Source organism: Rothia mucilaginosa (assembly GCF_964210535.1).
GTDB classification, from domain to species: domain Bacteria; phylum Actinomycetota; class Actinomycetes; order Actinomycetales; family Micrococcaceae; genus Rothia; species Rothia mucilaginosa_F.
On record NZ_CAXOMR010000004.1, the window covers coordinates 34,559 to 52,466 of the forward strand.

At 61.6% G+C, this 17,908-nt stretch carries 14 protein-coding genes, 1 tRNA gene and 1 other RNA gene; 7 read left to right on the forward strand and 9 right to left on the reverse strand.

Annotated elements, in window-relative coordinates:
* Positions 1 to 60 precede the first annotated feature (60 nt).
* The 4 genes from AB8C10_RS02510 to AB8C10_RS02525 all read left to right on the forward strand — a co-directional run bounded on the left by AB8C10_RS02510 (position 61) and on the right by AB8C10_RS02525 (position 4,376).
* A complete protein-coding gene (locus AB8C10_RS02510) occupies positions 61 to 1,323 on the forward strand; it encodes a glycoside hydrolase family 76 protein (protein ID WP_368866733.1) in 1,263 nt (420 codons plus the stop codon).
* A 137-nt stretch (positions 1,324 to 1,460) separates the two neighbouring features.
* Positions 1,461 to 2,399: a Dyp-type peroxidase gene (locus tag AB8C10_RS02515; RefSeq protein WP_368866734.1), complete on the forward strand. Its 939-nt coding sequence runs from the start codon at positions 1,461 to 1,463 to the stop codon at positions 2,397 to 2,399.
* A gap of 124 nt (positions 2,400 to 2,523) precedes the next feature.
* On the forward strand, positions 2,524 to 3,834 hold the full coding sequence (tgt, locus tag AB8C10_RS02520) for a tRNA guanosine(34) transglycosylase Tgt (RefSeq protein ID WP_044150805.1): 1,311 nt from the start codon (positions 2,524 to 2,526) through the stop codon (positions 3,832 to 3,834).
* A 32-nt stretch (positions 3,835 to 3,866) separates the two neighbouring features.
* Positions 3,867 to 4,376, forward strand: coding sequence for an SRPBCC domain-containing protein (locus AB8C10_RS02525; protein ID WP_368866735.1), 510 nt, complete (start codon positions 3,867 to 3,869; stop codon positions 4,374 to 4,376).
* 147 nt (positions 4,377 to 4,523) lie between these two features.
* On the opposite strand, the gene AB8C10_RS02530 is transcribed toward AB8C10_RS02525, so the two are convergent.
* The 6 genes from AB8C10_RS02530 to AB8C10_RS02555 all read right to left on the reverse strand — a co-directional run bounded on the left by AB8C10_RS02530 (position 4,524) and on the right by AB8C10_RS02555 (position 11,543).
* Positions 4,524 to 5,225, reverse strand: coding sequence for a hypothetical protein (locus tag AB8C10_RS02530; protein ID WP_368866736.1), 702 nt, complete (start codon positions 5,223 to 5,225; stop codon positions 4,524 to 4,526).
* Between the two features lie 193 nt (positions 5,226 to 5,418).
* On the reverse strand, positions 5,419 to 6,534 hold the full coding sequence (locus AB8C10_RS02535) for a phosphoglycerol transferase (RefSeq protein ID WP_368866737.1): 1,116 nt from the start codon (positions 6,532 to 6,534) through the stop codon (positions 5,419 to 5,421).
* 105 nt (positions 6,535 to 6,639) lie between these two features.
* Entirely contained in the window at positions 6,640 to 7,152 is a 513-nt protein-coding gene (locus AB8C10_RS02540) for an acyl-CoA thioesterase (RefSeq protein WP_368866738.1), read from the reverse strand.
* 360 nt (positions 7,153 to 7,512) lie between these two features.
* Positions 7,513 to 9,018 (reverse strand): amino acid permease, encoded by a 1,506-nt coding sequence (locus AB8C10_RS02545; protein WP_368866739.1) that lies wholly within the window; start codon positions 9,016 to 9,018, stop codon positions 7,513 to 7,515.
* 234 nt (positions 9,019 to 9,252) lie between these two features.
* Entirely contained in the window at positions 9,253 to 10,707 is a 1,455-nt protein-coding gene (locus AB8C10_RS02550) for an amino acid permease (protein WP_368866740.1), read from the reverse strand.
* Between the two features lie 107 nt (positions 10,708 to 10,814).
* Entirely contained in the window at positions 10,815 to 11,543 is a 729-nt protein-coding gene (locus AB8C10_RS02555) for a queuosine precursor transporter (protein WP_368866741.1), read from the reverse strand.
* A 272-nt stretch (positions 11,544 to 11,815) separates the two neighbouring features.
* Between AB8C10_RS02555 and AB8C10_RS02560 the strand changes: the two genes are divergently transcribed.
* Together AB8C10_RS02560 and AB8C10_RS02565 are read left to right on the forward strand one after the other, a co-directional pair.
* Positions 11,816 to 12,904, forward strand: a complete 1,089-nt coding sequence (locus AB8C10_RS02560) for a hypothetical protein (protein ID WP_368866742.1) — start codon at positions 11,816 to 11,818, stop codon at positions 12,902 to 12,904.
* A 109-nt stretch (positions 12,905 to 13,013) separates the two neighbouring features.
* Complete coding sequence (locus AB8C10_RS02565; RefSeq protein ID WP_049340301.1) at positions 13,014 to 13,709, forward strand: TetR/AcrR family transcriptional regulator; 696 nt, start codon at positions 13,014 to 13,016, stop codon at positions 13,707 to 13,709.
* A 125-nt stretch (positions 13,710 to 13,834) separates the two neighbouring features.
* Here the strand turns inward: AB8C10_RS02565 and AB8C10_RS02570 are convergent, their stop codons facing one another.
* From AB8C10_RS02570 to ffs, 3 genes are all read right to left on the reverse strand, one after another.
* A complete protein-coding gene (locus AB8C10_RS02570) occupies positions 13,835 to 14,158 on the reverse strand; it encodes a type II toxin-antitoxin system VapB family antitoxin (RefSeq protein WP_005507186.1) in 324 nt (107 codons plus the stop codon).
* Between the two features lie 119 nt (positions 14,159 to 14,277).
* Positions 14,278 to 14,366, reverse strand: a tRNA-Ser gene (locus AB8C10_RS02575).
* A 339-nt stretch (positions 14,367 to 14,705) separates the two neighbouring features.
* Positions 14,706 to 14,802: signal recognition particle sRNA small type (ffs, locus tag AB8C10_RS02580), an RNA gene on the reverse strand.
* 217 nt (positions 14,803 to 15,019) lie between these two features.
* On the opposite strand from ffs, the gene AB8C10_RS02585 reads away from it, so the two are divergent.
* Positions 15,020 to 17,845 (forward strand): DNA polymerase III subunit gamma and tau, encoded by a 2,826-nt coding sequence (locus tag AB8C10_RS02585; protein WP_368866743.1) that lies wholly within the window; start codon positions 15,020 to 15,022, stop codon positions 17,843 to 17,845.
* The last annotated feature ends 63 nt before the right edge of the window (positions 17,846 to 17,908 follow it).

Here is a 17,908-nt window from a genome sequence, read left to right on the forward strand (position 1 = left end):
AGAGGGCAAAAAATGGGATAATTTCAGACGTAATACTTCACCGCACACTACAGAGGGTCCATGAATTCCCAGCCGTCTTCCCACAACGCGCAGTCTCTGGAGTCGATTAGCGAGTACGCCGAGCGCACCTCCTCGCATGCCGCTGCCGCAGCCGTCAGCGTCACCGACACCTTCGTGCATCGTATTCTTGGCGTTCCCGGCGCCCTCATCGGTTCGGTGCAGGTGCCGGACCCGCGCCCGCTGAGCCAGCGCCTGAACGCTTGGCATTACTGGTGGCAGGCGCACCTGCTGGATTGCGTGATCGATGCCGGTCAGCGTCACCTGCGCGAGGGCGATATCACCGCCGCTCAGGAGGAGCTGCACCGTGCCCGCGCGCTGTTGCGCGGCATTAACGTGCGTAACTACGGCCGCTTCGCGAACGACTACTTTGACGATATGGCGTGGCTGACCCTCGCGGTGGGCCGCATGAATTCCTTCTGCATTGAGCTCACCGGCGCGAACGATGTTGCCGCTCAGGATGCTGGCGCGGCTCTCTTCGAGCAGCTGGCGAAGGGTTTCTCCCCGGTGGGCGGCATGAGTTGGCGCAAGTCCAAGCGTGATTTCGTGAATGCTGCGGCGACCGCGCCGACCGCCCTGGCGTATGTGCGTGCGGGCGACCCGAAGACTGCCGCCGCGCTCATAGACTGGATGAATGAAACCCTCTGGGATGCAGAACGTTCGCTCTATATTGACGGCGTGAACGTGCGCGGCGACGAGTACGAGTACGAGCGCGGCGAATTCACCTACAACCAGGGAACCGCCCTGGGTGCGCTGCTGAGTTTGGCGGCATCCGGTGTGCCCTGCGAGGTGGATCCTGCCGAGCGCGCCGAGCGCCTCATCGTCGGTATCGTCAAGCACATGACCGAAGAGGTGGAGTTCCTCTCCGGTGCTCGCCGCCGCATCCTCGTCTCTCACGGTGACGGCGACGGCGGCCTGTTCACCGGCATTCTCGTGCGCTACCTGGGCATGGCGGCATCCTCGCCGCTGCTCAGCGATGAGGCGCGAGCGCTCGCATCCACCCTGGTGTACTCGACCGCACGCGCCCTGTGGGAGGGTCGCCGCGAGTTCGACCCCGACCTGCCGATGAACGAGTACGGCATTGACCCGAACGAGATTCGCGGTAAGGCGCTCGTGCAGTTCTCCCCGCGCTTTACCGAGCCGATGAGCAAGGTCGTGAAGCCCGGTGCGCCGGTGGAGCTGTCCACCCAGGTGCAGGCGTGGACTATTTTTGAGACGGCGGCGCGTCTGGCGCATGCCCGTGACCTCGCCTCCCACGGCTTCTAAAAAAGCTGCCGTTCTTTGCCCCAGCCCTAATCTTCTCCCAGCGGTGCGTTCTCGCATCGTCGCATTCTCTCACCAGTGCAGAAAGGTTAGGGCTGGTTTCATTGCGGGGGCTTGCAGGCAGGCGTACGGTGAACTTTATGCTTGCTTCAGAATCACAACAGGTCACTGCCAGCCCGAACGCTAACACCATTTTCATGGTGTGGAAGTTCAAGGAAGACATCAGCCAGGATGCGCTCATTGAGGGGTTCCAGAACCTCTGCGGGCTCGTTATTAACCTCAACCACACCGCCGCGAACCGCTACTCTCCCGAGAACGCCAGCGTTGTGCTGGGTATCAGCCACAGCGCGTGGCTGACCCTGGATCTGCCCAAGCCGCTGCCGCAAGAGCTCGTGGAGTTCGAGGAGATTAGGGGCCCTAAGCACACCGCGGTGTCCACTCCCGGCGATCTGCACTTCCACATCCGCGCGACCCAGCCGTCCGTCGCCTACGATATGGCGTCCGCTATTACCGCGGCTCTGCGCGATGTTGCCGAGGTACTGGATGAGGTGCACGGCTTCCGCTACTGGGACGGCCGCTCCATCATCGGTTTTGTGGACGGCACCGAGAACCCGCAGACCCCCGCGGCACGCGAATACTTTGGCGTCATCGGTGACAGCGACCCCATGTACAGGGGCGGCAGCTACCAGTTCGTGCAGAAGTACATCCACGACATGACCGCGTGGAACGCCCTGCCCGTCTCCGAGCAGGAGAAGGTCATTGGCCGCTCCAAGCACGACGACATCGAGATGAGCGAGGACGAGAAGCCCGCCAACTCGCACTCCGCTATTGCCAATATCGGTGACGATTTCAAGGTTATTCGCGACAACATGCCCTTCGGCACCGTGGGTAACAACGAGCTGGGCACCTACTTCATCTGCTACGCCAGCACCTTCTCGACCGTCCGGAAGATGCTCATGAACATGTTCACCGGCGTGGATGGCGCCAACTACGACCGTCTGCTGGATTTCAGCACTGCGGTGACCGGCACCCTCTTCTTCGTGCCGACTGTGGATATGCTCGGCGACTTCGCCGGCTAAGGCGAGCTAAACCCAGCTACCCTCAGCTAAATTCTCGTGAACCCCGCCTCCGGCAAGAGAGGCGGGGTTTTCCGGTAGGCTAGGGTGTAGACATTCAGACGGAAAGCAAACAATCGAGAGAAGAATGAGCGTTCTAGATAATTCTTTCCCTACCGAGGACTTTGGCTTCACCATCACCAGCCGCCTGGCGGACACCGCCTCCCCCAGCGCTGAACGTGTAGAAGCCAACGGCGGACAGTTCCGCGGACGCACCGGTGTCATCACCACCCCGCACGGACAGATCCAGACCCCCGCCTTCACCCCCGTGGGCACCAAGGCAACCGTCAAGGCGGTCCTGCCCGAATCCATGAAGGAGCTCGGCGCTCAGGCTCTGCTCTCCAACGCCTACCACCTGTACCTGCAGCCCGGCCCCGAAATCCTCGACGCGGCAGGCGGCCTGGGCGCATTCATGAACTGGGACGGACCCACCTTCACCGACTCCGGCGGATTCCAGGTCATGAGCCTGGGCTCCGGCTTCAAGAAGGTTATCGATATGGGTACCGTCGCGGACGCTAAGGGCGCCGACGGCCGCCCCCTCGGCGACGACGACGTGGCGAAGGGCAAGGAACGCCTCGCCCACATTGACGACGACGGCGTGAACTTCAAGTCGCATATTGACGGCTCGATTCACCGCTTCACTCCCGAGGTGTCCATGCAGGTTCAGCACCAGATTGGTGCCGACGTCATGTTCGCCTTCGACGAGCTGACCACCCTCTACAACTCCCGCGGCTACCAGGAGGAGGCGCTCGAACGCACCCGTCTGTGGGCGCTGCGCTGCATCGCTGAGCACCAGCGTCTCACCGCAGAGCGCGTGGGCAAGCCCTACCAGGCACTGTTCGGCGTGATTCAGGGCGCCCAGTACGAAGACCTGCGCCGCAAGGCATGCCAGGATCTCGGCTCCATGCCCTTCGACGGCTTCGGCATCGGTGGTGCACTCGAGAAGGAAAACCTCGGTACCATCGTGCGCTGGTGCGCCGAAGAGCTGCCCGAATCCAAGCCCCGCCACCTGCTCGGCATCTCCGAACCCGACGACATCTTCGTCGGCATCGAGAACGGTGTAGACACCTTCGACTGCGTCTCCCCCACCCGCGTGGCACGCAACGCCGCCGTCTACTCCCCCACCGGCCGCTACAACATCACCAACGCGCGCTTCAAGGCGGACTTCTCGCCCATCTACGAGGGCTGCGATTGCTACACCTGCACCCACTACACCCGCGCCTACCTGCGTCACCTCTTCAAGGCGGACGAGCGTCTGGCGGCGACCCTCGCCTCCATCCACAATGAGCGTTTCATCGTGCGCATGGTGGACGACGCCCGCGAAGCCATCAAGGACGGCACCTACTTCGAGTACCGTGACGAGTTCCTCGGCAACTACTACTCCGGCAAGAAGCCCTAAACCCGCTCTTCAACCTATTTAAGGAGAACCCTATGAGCATCACTCATGTTCCCGATGAGGAGCTTCTCGTCTTCGACCACGAGATCGCAGCCCCGGTCGAGGACGTCTTCGGCGCCTACCTGGACCCCGAACTGCTGGTCCGCTGGTACGGCCCCGCCGGCTGGCACGTGCGCCCCACCGACGTTGTCGTGGAGCCCGTCGTCGGCGGCATGCAGCGCCTGTCCATGATCAACGAGGTTGACCCCTCGGTGTCCTGCATTCTGCAGAGCCGCTTTTTGAGCATTGAACCGTTCAAGGAGATTGAGTACGCCGAGCAGCTGCCCGACCACCTGGGCAACCCCGGTAGCGTGCTGGTGTACCAGCGTCACCGTTTCTTCCCCGAAACCGTGATTACCGCCGACGGTGTGGGCTCCGGTACCCGCATCGTTATCGAGATTGGACCCATGCCCGCCTCGGTCCACGAGGAGGTGCGCACCACCTGGCGTTCGACCTTCGCCCGCCTGGATGACGTGCTCGCCGCCCGCACCCGCGGGGAGCTCTAAAACCCGCCGCGCCAGCTGCTTGAGATAGCTTCGAGACACGAAAGCGCCGCGTTGACGAATGAGTCGTCAACGCGGCGCTTGTGTTTAACACCCGTGCTTGCGGGGGGGTTCCTTCTGGGGTGTGCCCTGCCGGGTGTGAGTCGTAAACTAGTTGGTCAGCTTCACGGTAATGACGGTGCTGCCACCATCCAGGGACACGCACTCGGGGGTCGCACGATCCGCGCCGTCGCCCGGCTTCCAGTAGCAGCGCGCCGACATGACGGTACGCTCACCATTCGCCTTATCGGTCACCTCGGCGGGGTTCTGCACCACAAACTGGCGGATCAGCTCACGCGCAAACAGGCAATCCACCGCGCCGGAGGTCACCTGAACAACTCCGTTGTGCTTCAGGTAGCCGGTAGCGTCCATGCTGCCGCAGCTACCGCCAGCAGACTGAACATCCGAGCTGGACAGGCTAGCGGTGGTCGATGCGCTCGCCGAAGCGTTCGAACCGGCCTTCGCCGATGCGGAGGAGCTCGCCTTCGCGCTCGCCTGAGCAGTCGTTGCAGGGCTTACGGTGGTGATGGTGCCAGGGGTAACGGTCGCCTCCGCGGCGGGGGTGTGCACAGTGCCCGCAGTCGGGGTGCTCTCAGTAACCGTTACGGTGCGAGTGGGAGACGGGGTCGCCTTTGCACTCGTAGCGCTCGGGCTGGGGGCTACGGTAGCGCTCGGGGAGGCGGTGGTTGCGCCTCCGGAGCATGCCGACAGCGCCAGCAGGAGCGTGGCACCGAGCGCCACGGGGCTGTAACGCTTAGCGGTGCGGAGAGTAGTAGAAGAAGTCTGGGTAGAGTGCTTCTGTGCCGGATGCATGGTGACCTTTCTGCGTCTTCGGTTCGGGTTCCTAACCAGTATTCTAAAGACGCTACCTGTGAGCTAGCTATGTGGATATGACATCTCAAGAACTCGCGAAGTAGCCCCAAGAGCACGAAAGGAGAGGCCTCCCCGGCATTGCGGGGAGCCCCTCCTGAGCTATCGACAAACCATTATGCCTGCGCGCTCCGTTTTAGAACTGACCTCCACCAATGGGCACCGAGTAGGTTCCGCCATCGTGGCAGGTCATCATGCCATCCTCCGGCTCACCGTAGCAGGTAATCTGCTTGCCGGAAGCAGCTGGGAACGTCGTCACATTATTCGGGCGCAACATGAGCGTGTTCGCAGTCGTGCTCTCGGCATGCAGGGTCGCGGGGGCGACATCCTCCACGCGCTCATCGTAGGCACCCGTAGCAAAATTCATGCGGGTGATGCGCACCGGCGCCGAGAAGGTACGACCCACCGCGCCGTTACCATCGGTGAGCTGACCGCCCAGACGACGCTCACAGGTCAGAGTCGACTCAGCGGCGTTCAACTCGCAGACGGTGCGCTCATCGTAGCTCTTGAAACGGTAGTAGCCGGCACCGGAATCGTACCGGGCAGGATCCATGAGGAATGGGATGTCGGGAGCGTCCGGGTTCTGCAGGCGCGCCACGAAGGCGACATCATCGCCAATAGTGCATTCGGGGGCGCCGCGGTCCTCGCGACGGTTCTCCGCCATCTCGTACTGCGGGTTCCAGTAGCAGGTGGCGTCCTGAACCTTCGCAACCTGATGCTGGGTCAGGTTGTCGTCAGCACGCGGGGTGGTGACGTACTCGGTCAGCACATCCAGCGCGTGGGCGCAGTCCACGGTACCGCGCAGCACGATGATTTCCGCGCCGGTCTTCAGGTAGCCCTTGCGTCCGATGTGTCCGCAGCGCTCGCCTGCGGAGGCGCGTTCAGCCTCTACCTTTTCGGGCGCGCGGGGAGTGTCACCGGTGGGAGTCGCGGCCGCGGTGGGGGTTTCCTTCGCCTCAGCGGGTGCGGAGGATTCGGATGCCTTCGCCTCGGCGCTCTCTGCGGGGGCTGATACCCGGGTCTCGGTGACGGTCGGTTCGGTCTTCTTCGTGGGCGACGCCGTGGAGGAAGGGAGCGGGTACTTCGAGTGGTTAGCTGTGTTGGAGGGGCTGGGGGTCGACGAGGAGTTTTCGCTCTTAGAACCGCCAAAGCAGCCGGTCAGGGCGAGGAGCAGGGCGGCGGCGCATCCGGTGGCGCGCATCGTGCGGCGACCCCAGCCGGCGGAGCCTGCCTGAGTGTGGTGAAACGGCATTGTTATCTCTCCCGGGAATGAACCTTTTGCACCCTTTGCAGAAGGTATTTAAAGCATACGCTTACCCCCGTTCAATGCCGTTTTATTACAGCGGAGCGCCAGCCTCTACTTCTGCGGCAGGTAGGAGCTCAACAGCTCACGCTGCTCGGGGCTCAGTCGAGTCAGTCGCCCCGCCACGGAATCCCAGAACGCCAACACGGTGAAGGCACGCACGCATTCGCGGCCGTCCACCGGGGAGAGAATCGAGTAGCCGATACGCACGGACGCGGCGCTGACCTTCTCCACACTCAGGCGCACGGGTACGGGCTCGCCGGTGTAGGGCAGCTGCGCCAGGTAGCGGATGCCGTGCTCGGCAATGAGCGCCTGCACGCCCTCGGCAACCAGGTCAAAAAGCGGAATCGGAGGCTGCGGTGCCACGGTAGGCTTCTCACCAGACGACGGAGGCGGGCCGAAGAGCGCCACGCGGGCTTCTTCCATGATCGAGAGCATGGCGACGTTGTTGACGTGGCCGTAGGCGTCCATGTCGCCCCAGCGGGCGGGTACGTGCACCAGCAGTTCGTCGGTGGTACCAGCCTCGGAGGCGGAGTTCTTTTCGGGGGTGTTTTCGTGGCTTTGCATGGTTTTAACTCTACTCCCCCGCCGCTTTGAGGGGGCTGTTCACACAGGTTCGCACTATAAAACAAATGAACACATTATCTAGGTTTAATGCTCTAAAAATATGCTCAGAAATTAAAATGATGAGGCTCGAAAGCTACGATGCTTTCGAGCCTCATCCAACACACAGACATTTGAACGCATACAAGATCATACGGTTCACTGTCCATGATAGACCGGCTTCGGGAGCCCACGGTATTTTTACGGGTTTATTACGAGGAATTCCAGAAATTTTCCGTATTTTTCGTTTATTACCCGCACTAGCCGCGGACTACCCCGCTCAAGGCCTCAGGGAAAAGCCCCCAGGACACAGAACCGCAGGCCCTAACGGCCCAGCTTCGCCGCGGTCTCCAGAGCATGATCAGCGTCGTACTTCATGGCGTCGTACTCACCGGTTGCCTGCTGAGCCTCCACGAAGGTCTGCTCATCAATCACGTGAGTGTGGCGGATACGAGCAAAGTACAGCAGGCTCAGGACCACAAAGTAGCCCACACCCACCACAGCCGGAATCATGGAACCGCGCACCATGAAGAGCGCAACCCACACCGCGAAAAGCAGCAGAACACCGACCGCGGCAGTGAACTGGCCACCCCACAAGCGGAAACCATCGGTTGCAGGCTCAACACGCTTGTACACAATGTAGGCGAACAGAATCAGAACCCACACGGTCAGCGCGCAGACCATAATCACGAAAATCATGGAAAGGAATGCTTCCTTCGGGCTGTACAGCGCCAGCAGAATAGCAATGACCATGCCGCTGGTCGACAGCCATACCGCACGAGCCGGAACGCCAGCGCGGTTCACCTGAGCCAGCTGGATAGGCGCCATGCCGTCAGCCGCCAGAGAGTGCAGCAGACGCGCACCCGCGTACAGGTTCGCGTTCGCGCTCGACAGCGCCGCAATCAGCACCACAAAGTTCACGAAGTGCGCCACACCGTGCACGCCCAACTGCTCAAAGACCAGAACGAACGGGGAAGCATCCACAGCGTCGCCCAGACCCGACGCCGAACGCCACGGGATGACGGCAACAACAATCAGAACCGCCAGCACGTAGAAGGTCGCCAGGCGAACCATCATCGCCTTCGCCGAGGAACGCACCGAACGGGAGGGGTCCTTCGCCTCCGCGGCAGAAATCGAGATCATCTCAATACCGCCGAAGGAGAACATCACAACGGCAAGCGACAGCCACACCGACTGCAGGCCGTTCGGCATGAAACCGCCGTCATTGAAGAGGTTCGCGGTACCCACCGCAGCGTGGCCGGGCAGACCGAAGAAAATCAGGCACAGGCCCACCAGCAGGAAGGCAACAATCGAAATGACCTTAATGGACGAAAGGAAGAACTCCAGCATGCCGAAGGACTTCACGCTCGTCAGGTTCAGCACAATCAGCGCCACACCAAACGCGGCGATACCCGTCCACAGCGGAAGCTGCGGCCACCAATAATTCAGGTAGGTCGCCACCGACACCAGCTCAACACCGGCAATCAGCACAGTCGCCGTCCAGTAGGCGATGCGAGTCAAAAAGCCCGCGAACGGGCCCAGGTAGCGGGTAGCAATAGTGCCGAAACCGCCGCGGACAGGGTAGCGAACCGCCATTTCACCGGTTGCCGCACCAATCACCGAAGCGAGCGCAGAACCAATAGCGTAAGTGAGAATGACCGCAGGACCAGCCATCGCAATAGCGGTGCCCGAGCCCAAGAAGAGGCCCGTACCAAGCGCGGAACCCATCACAATCATGGTCATCTGTCCGTGGGACAGAGAACGCTTCAGGGTGCGCTGCCCGGCGGTCCCCGCTACAGCGTGGCTGCGGGTATCGTCGTTGTGGGACACGAAGGTGCCTTCCGTCAGTACGCCTTAGGGGCGTGATGTGCAATGTGTGCTCGCACCCGGCTCCCGCGGCCTCATATCCTCGGTGACAGGTGCGAATAGTTAACTATTCTACGGGCACGCCCGAGCCGTTCAGAACGGCACCGCCAGAACCCGCAGAAAGCAAAAGGCACCGGGCAGGGGTGCTCCCCCATCCGGTGCCTTTCATGGTTCAGCCTCGCGAGGCTTTCACGCTATTTAGTGCTGTGCCGCGTTGGTTTCCTCGTCGGCGTGCATAGCGTCCAAATCGGGGCGCTCATAACCGCCCTGAACCTTCGAGGAGATGGCGTAGCCAATAGAAATCAGCACGAAGAAGACGATGCCGACCATGATGGATTCCTGAACACCCGAGCCGGGCAGCATGAACATTGCCGCCAGGGTCGCCAGAACACCCGCCAGAGCCAGACCTGCGGTGACGCGACCACCCAGCACGGTGAAGGAGGATGCGTTCTTCTGGTCCTTCTTGTACGCCTGATAGGTCAGCAGAATCATAATCCACACGACCAGGATGCACAGGGTCACCAGCGCCATGAGCAGGGCGAAGATGTCGCCAATCTTGGCAACAGCCATCACGGTTGCCACGACAACGCCGGTGAAGGAGATGAGCAGAGCCACGACCGGTACGCCGCGCGAGGAGGTGCGGGCAGCCACTGCGGGAGCCATACGGTCGGAGCCCAGGGCATGCAGCAGGCGGGTTGCCGCGTACAGGGAGGCGTTAGCGCCAGAGAGCGCAGCAACGAGCACCACAAAGTTCATGATGTCCGCCGCGAAGGGGATACCCAGTTCAGAGAAGACCAGCACGAACGGCGACTCGGTCAGCTCCGAGTTCTGTGCGGCGGTCTGCCAGGGCACCAGGCACAGAATAATTGCCATGGACACCACGTAGAAGGTGGACAGGCGCCAAATCATTGCCTTCACGCTGGTTGCCACCGAGCGTGCCGGGTCCTTCGCCTCCGCGGCGGAGAGAGAAATCATTTCCACACCGCCGAAGGAGAACATGACAACAGCCATCGAAATCCAGATGGATGCCGGGCCGTTCGGCAGGAAGCCGCCGTCGTTCACGAGGTTTGCGGTACCCGCAGCGGTGTGACCGGGCAGACCCACGAACACCAGCAGTACACCAATCACCATGAACACGATGACGGCAGAAACCTTAATCGAAGAGAGCAGGAACTCCAGGGCGCCGAAGGACTTCACGCTCACCAGGTTCAGCACCAGAATAATCGCGCCGAAGAGAGCAACGAACACAGCCAGGGGAACATCCGGGAACCAGTACGCCATGTAGTGGCCAACCGCCACCAGCTCAGCACCAGCCAGCGGCACGGTGCACGCCCAATACGCCCAGCGAGTCAGATAGCCGCTAAAGGGGTTCAGGTATCGGCTCGCAATGGTGCCGAAACCGCCCTGGACGGGATGACGCACGGACATTTCGCCCGCGCACGCAGCAATGGTTGCCGCAATCATCGAACCAATAGCGTAAGAGAGGATTGCGCCAGGGCCCGCAATTTTAATGGCGGAGGAGGAGCCCAGGAACAGGCCCGTACCCAGCGCCAAGCCCATTGCAATCATGGTCAACTGGCCGTGGGAGAGGGAACGATTCAACGAGTCGTTCTTCTCCGACTGCTCGGGGGTGTTCCCCTGCAGTTTAGACATAACGTATCTCTTTCTTAGACATGCTGTGTATTGAACAAATCTGAAAAGGCAATGCCGCCCAGTCGTTAGGCCGGGCGGCTCTGCACATCAGCTGTAAGGAGGTTAGCCTATGCCACGTACTCGAGTTCGTGACGCTTGAACCAACCAATAATCGGGTAGCTAATGGGCATGAGGATAACCTCAACCAGGCACTTGTAGACGTAGCCGACCAGCACATAGTTCAGGAAAGCCTCGGGGGTCTCGATGCCGAGCACCGGAGCCGCAATCGAGCAGAAAATTACGGTGTCAACCAGCTCTCCGACCAGGGTGGAGACAATCATGCGCAGCCACAGGAAACGGCCCTTGGTAGCCTTCTTCATGGACACCATCACCCAGGCGTTCAGGGTCTGGCCGCACAGGTAGCCGAGCAGAGAACCGGCGTAAATCTGCCACACGGGGCCCAGCACCGCCTCAAAGGACTTCTGGTTCTCGTAGAATCCCGCGGCCGGCAGGTACATGATGACTAGGAAGCACACGGCGGCAAAGGCGGCTGCCACGAAGGAAGCCACGATGGCGCGGCGAGCGCGCTTGAAGCCGTACACCTCGGAGAGCAGGTCGCCAATCACGTAGGCCAGGGGGAAGAGGAAGAAACCGCCGTCGGTCACGATGGTGTTACCGATAACGGGCAGATCGAAGGGCAGCGGGCCGAACTCCACGCCCTTGGTTGCGCCAATATTCGAGATAATCAGGATGACGCAGGACGCGCCCAGCAGCAGATCAAAGTAGCCGCGGCGACCAGCCCAGGGCACCTTGACGGTGCTCGTCTGAGCCTTAGATTCGCTAACGGGTTTAGCCATTACTTTCCCCAAGTCTTTCTTCATGCGATGTGTTTCTTGACGCGAGGACACCGCCCTCACGCATGGTGGGTGAGCACGCTATGCAGGGCGCTACTCACCGGCTCGTCTGCCACCCGAGCCTATCTAATAGTACCTATATGCCGTGGCGGCGGCAGGTTTCTGCGCCTCTTTCAAGAGTGTGGACGCCGCATGCACCCGGTTACCCGGCGTGGGATGCCTGCGGCACCATCTCATCCCGGTAGCGGCAGAACCCTCACATTTACAATGGAGATATGAAGAGACTGAGCCGCAGAGTTCACCGTAGCGGAGTTTACCGCAGCGGCGCTCACCGTACTGAGCAGGTGGCATCCCTGCTGGAAGCGGGTACGGGTCGTGCTCTACGCGCCTCGATACGACGTTCGCTACGGCGTTCTGCACGTCGAGCGCAGAAGAGGCGGCACCGCAATCAGCGTAGGCTCAGCGCACATATCCCGCGGTTGCATCCGCTGCTGACCTATGCGGCGCATGCGGTTCGTACCGGCATTTCCCTTCTTGAGCCGATGCTGCTGGCGTCCTCTGAACTTCTCGGGTATCGGTCGTTTACGCATCGCGGCCGCAATATCTATTACAGGGTCGATAACCTGCATCTTCTGACCGAGTCTGAGTCTGCGCCCGGTGTGCTGTTCTATTTTGATGGTGATCATCTCTCGCGTGCCGGTAGCCGTCTGCTGCGCCGCACTTCCCCGTTGCGTGCAGAGTTGGCGAAGGTGGCGGCTGAGTTCAATATGCTGTCCGTGCCGGTGCTTTCGCCGGGTAGCCTGCGGGAGCCTCGACTGACCGATGCCGGCTCTTATGCGCCTCCGCTGACCTATAACTGGTGGGTTCGCGCCCGTTCGAACGGCAGGATGGTCCGCGCTCTCATTGAAGGGATTGCCCTGGCGTACGGGGTGGATATGAGTCGCGTCTGGCTTGCAGGCTATTCGGGTGGCGCGGAATTCCTCAGCTACGAGCTGCTCTCGCACGATATTGACTGGATTCGCGGAGGCGGCGCCACCTTCATCGGCGGCGGCGGCGCTGACGGTGTGCCCGCGCGGGTGCGTGAGCAGGCTGCGCTGAATCCTTCTTCGCATGAGCGTCTGCTGATGAGCTGGCATGTGGGTGTGCTGGATGGGCGTTCCCCCTCGGGCCGGCGGCGTATGGCGACGAGTGCTGAGGGGAGCTGGTCGGCGCGTATTGCGGCGCAGGAGGGTAGCGCGTTCTACGAGGGGTTGGGTGCGCGGACTCTTCTGCAGGTGACTCCGGGGCGTGGCCATACGGGGTATCCGATTGCGTCGTTGGTGGGTGCTGATTTGGCGGCGGCTACGCGTTTGGGGTTCCTGTAGGACCGGTTATTTTGTCACATTCGTGAAAATTTGCATGGATTACGCAAATTTCTTGGTGACACATTCGATAAATTCGTCATTTGCTGACGATTTGGGGTAGAGTGTCACTATGCCTCGTATTTCTGCAGCAACCAACGCCGCCCAGCGCGAAAACACCAAGCGCGCTATCCTCAACTCCTTCGGCGAGATTCTCTACAACCGCGGCCTCTCCGGCCTGACCATGACCGACGTCGCCAAGAACGCCGGCATCGGCCGCACTGCGGTCTACAACTACTTCGCCGACATGGGCGAACTGCTGGTCGCCTACGCCCTGGACGAGACCGAACGCTTCCTCAACGAACTGCGCGTCGGCCTGGAGGGCATCGAAAACCCGATTGACCAGCTCGCCGTGTACATTCGCCTGCAGATCAACGACTTGGCGCGCCGCCACCTGCCCCCGGGCCCGGCAATGCGCTCCATGCTCTCCCCCGAGTCCTACGCAAAGCTCGGCAAGCACGTGCACGAGCTACAGATGGTGCTGGCGCATATCCTCTCTGCCGCGATTGCCGAGAACTACATTCCCAAGAACGATATTCGCGAGCTGGCGATGCTCGTGCACGGTTCACTCTCTTCGAGCGCTGGCCGCGCTGAGGACGCACCGGATGAGGAGACCCGCGAGCGCCAGATCCTGAATACTATCCGTTTTATTCAGATGGGCCTCGGAGCGCGTTTTGACGCCGAGGGCAACCCTGTTCGTCTGGATTCCGAGGAGTCTCTGCCGGAGCAGTCCCCGGTGCAGGAAGCGAACCTGAAGGTCGCATCCTAAGCGTGGCACCTCTGAACCGTGGAACCTGAACCGCGGAACGTAGCTCAGTTATACGTCACAAAAATGCCGCGGACCTGATGCTTCTTTGCATCGGTCCGCGGCTTTTTCTGTATTCGGGTAGGTTTTTACGCGCCAGGCAGTAGCGCCGGTGAGATGGAGTCCAGGTCCAGTACACGCGCGTACATGACGGCGCGGCGGTGCAGGGCGTTACGTAGCGCGCGGTGCACGCCGTCTTCGAGGTAGAGTTCGCCGCCCCATTTGACCACGTGCGGGAAGAGGTCACCGTAGAAGGTGGAGTCTTCGGCGAGTAGGGTCTCAAGGTTGAGGGTTTTTTGGGTGGTGATGAGGGTGTCGAGGCGTACCTGCTGCGGCGGGATTCCTCCCCAGTCGGCGTGGGTCATGCCGTGTTGGGGGTAGGGGCGGCTGTCGCCTACTTTTTTGAAGATCATGGTGGTGCTTTCTGCAGGTGTGGGGCGCCTCGGCGGCGCGTGTAACCGTGGGGTTCTGAAGAAATAGTACCAAGGGGTATAAAAAATCCCCGGTCTTAGAATCTAAGACCGGGGATCGGTGGCGGAGGATGGGGGATTTGAACCCCCGAGGGCTGTTAACCCAACACGCGTTCCAGGCGTGCGCCATAGGCCGCTAGGCGAATCCTCCAGCTATGTTTTCTACGCATTGCGCAGGCAACGAATAAAACTTTACTACGCTTTTGCGAAGCACGCAAGTCCTGGATGGGAAAAGTAACAGAAAGCACATTTGTGGATGCTTGTGCCCCTGTTTTTGGGCATGAAAAAACCTCCTACGCAACCGCTGAGGATCCGGATTCTGAGCTCGCGAACTGAGGCGCAGGATTCCGAGCGCGCGAGGTAATAAATCCTGCGTCGAAGCCGCCGAGCTCTAGAGGCGGAATCCGGATCCGAAGCCGCGGAGCGCCAGCGGAGCGGGCACGCAGTGCATATGACGGGTGCACGAGTATCAGGTAGCCGATTTTGGGTAAAAAAAGACCTCCTACGCACCCGTCATAGCTCGAATACCCTTGCTACCTTCCGGTCCTGGGGGAGTTTTCCAAGATAACGCCACGTAAGAGGCAAGAACCAGTGTACCGGATTTTTGGGTTCTTGGGAATTCGGTGCGTCCACGGTATTTCTGTGGGCGTACATGCCACCCGGGTGAGCATCCATGGTAGGTGTCACGGCGGCGGCGGTGCGGTGGCGTGTTCACCGGTGACTGTCGGCCACTCGGGCTGAGGGGTAAAGCGTCTAAAATGGTAGGGATTGTCCTATCCGCACCCCCGAGTTGAAGAGGTTGCCGTGAGCACTGCCCTTTATCGTCGTTATCGCCCCGAAACCTTTGCTGAGGTTATCGGGCAGGAGCACGTGACCGAACCTCTTATGGTCGCCTTGGAAAAGAACCGTGTGAATCACGCGTACCTGTTTTCGGGTCCGCGTGGTTGCGGTAAGACCACGTCGGCGCGTATTTTGGCGCGTTGTTTGAACTGTGCGCAGGGTCCGACTCCTACTCCGTGTGGTGTGTGCGATTCGTGTCGTGAGCTTTCGCGTGATGGTGGCGGTTCTCTTGACGTGATTGAGATGGATGCGGCGAGCCACGGCGGCGTGGATCATGCCCGTGACCTGCGTGAGCGCGCTACTTTGGCGCCGGTGCGTGACCGTTACAAGATCTTCATTATTGATGAGGCGCATATGGTGACCCGTGAGGGTTTCAATGCGTTGCTGAAGATTGTGGAGGAGCCGCCGGAGCACGTGAAGTTTATCTTCGCGACGACGGAGCCGAATAAGGTGCTGGGTACGATTCGTTCGCGTACTCACCATTACCCGTTCCGTCTGGTTCCGCCGGAGGTTCTTCTGCCGTTCCTGCAGGGTCTGTGTGAGCAGGAGCAGGTGCCGGTTGAGCCGGGTGTGCTGCAGCTGGTGATTCGTGCTGGTGGCGGTTCGGTGCGTGATTCGCTGTCGATTCTTGATCAGCTGATGGCTGGTGCGTCTTCGCAGAACGGTATTGAGTATGACCGTGCGGTGGCGCTGCTGGGTTATACCCACGCGCAGCTTCTGGATGAGGTTATTGAGGCGTTGGGTGCGAAGGATGCGCCGACTCTCTTTGGTGCGGTGTCTCGTGTGGTGGCTACCGGTCAGGATCCTCGCCGTTTTGTGGAGGATCTGCTGGAGCGTCTGCGTGATTTGATTGTGGTGAAGGCTGTTCCGCAGGCTGCCGGCCAGATTTTGCAGGGTGTTCCGCAGGATCAGTTGGAGCGTCTGGCTCAGCAGGCTCAGGTTTTGGGTGAGCGTGAGCTGACGGTTGCTGCGGGTACGGCGAATGAGACTCTGAATGGTATGACGGGTGCGGCGAATCCGCAGCTTCAGCTGGAGTTGCTGTGTGCGCGTCTGCTTCTGCCTGCGGTGGAGGGTTCTGTCGGTGGCGCGGAGGTTGCGGCGTTGGCTTCTCGCCTGCAGGTGTTGGAGCGCCGCGTGGCTTCTGGTACTGCTGGTTCCTCGGGTTCCGCTGGTTCTGCCCCGGCGCAGGGCGGCATGTCTGCGGCTCGTGCGGCGGGTATGGCGGCGGCTGGTCTAATGCCTAAGACCCAGGCACCTAAGACTCCGGTTACTGAAGCTCAGGTACCTAGTGCACAGGCTCCTAGCGCCCCGGTTCAGGAGACAGCTCAGCCCGCGCAGCAGGTAGCCCCTCAGCGGGGCGGCTCTCAGCAGGCTAGCGCGGGTGCTCCCCCGCTGGCAGGTGCGCCCCTTAGTGCTGCACCTCTGGCACCGACCGCGCAGGAGTCCGCACCTGCGGCTGGTGCTCCCCTAGCGGGTAACACCCCGGCGGCGCCTCATGCCCCGGCTTCTTCTGTAGCTGATGCCGCTGCGGCGGGTGCCCCCTCCGCGCCTCTGAAGCTTGACCCGAACGATCCCCTGGCGGCGGTTCAGGGTAATTGGCGCGCCATTCTTAACCGAATGAGCGTTCCCGGTGCGGCGGAGCAGCTGATGAAGGTTCGCCCCGCCCGCATGGACGGCGCAACCCTGTACGTGAGCGCCGACATTGCGACTTTGCGCGCGGTCAAGGGCTTTGTGCCCGAGCTGACCGCCCGCGTGAGTGAGTTTCTGCGCCGTCAGGTGACCATTCACGCTCAGGTGGCGAAGCCCGGTGAGCAGGTCAAGCCCGCAGCTCAGCCTGCTGCTCAGCCCGCAGCGCCCAGTGCGCCCACAGCGCAGCCTGCAGTTCCTGCGACTGTTGCCCCGCAGGTGCCTCAGCAGCCCGTTCAGCAGACTCCCCCGCAGCCCGCTCAGCCGGCGCCTCTGGCTGATGGTCCGCGCGGCGGTGAGGATGCGTGGCGTCGCCACGGTCAGCCGCTGACCGGCGCAAACACCCCCGAGTCTACGAGCGTGGATGCGCCCCTGGGTGCGTGGGAGGTTGCCCCGATTCCGCAGAGCGCCCCCGAGGAGGCACCTCAGCAGGCTGCCCAGGCGGCAGTGCAGGCACCGGTTCAGGAAGCCCCGGCTGGCCCGCTTGCGCCTGAGCCCCCGGTTGCTCCGGTAGCTCAGCAGGTTCCGACTGCTCCGGCGGGTGGTTTTGGTGAGCGTGATTCCTTTGCGGCCTCCGGTAGTGGAGTTCCGCAGCAGGAGAGCGCTGCTGAACCCCAGCGTGCACAGGAGCCCCCGTTCGCACAGGAGCCTCCTCACGCGGAGGAACCTCCGTATGAGGAGGAGCCCCCTTTTGAGGATGAGCCCGCCTACGCTGAACCGGTTGAGGCACCCGCTGCGGCCGCAATCCCCGCTGAGCCTGTAGCACCGGCTGGCCCGCTCGCTGCTCCGGTTGCCCCCGCGGGGCCCCTCGCGGCGGCAGGCCCGTTGGCAGAGGCACTGCAGGCAGCACCGGCTGATACTGCTCCGGCAAGCGATGAGAAGCCCGCAGCACAGGCTTCTAACGCACCTGCCACACCGACTCCTAACGCGCCGACTCCCAGCGCACCGGCGGCACCGGCTCGTCCGGCACGCGCCGCATCCGATGAGGACTACGTCTCTGAGGATGATGAGAAGGTCGAAAATAGCACCTTCATCGGCCTGCGCGCTATCGAAAAAGTTATTGGTGGCACCGTCATTGACGAACGCCCCCTGCACCAGCCCTAATCCGGGAATCTAACACCCGGCAGGTGCCGCGCCCGCCATCGCACCGATGGCGGGCGCACTCAT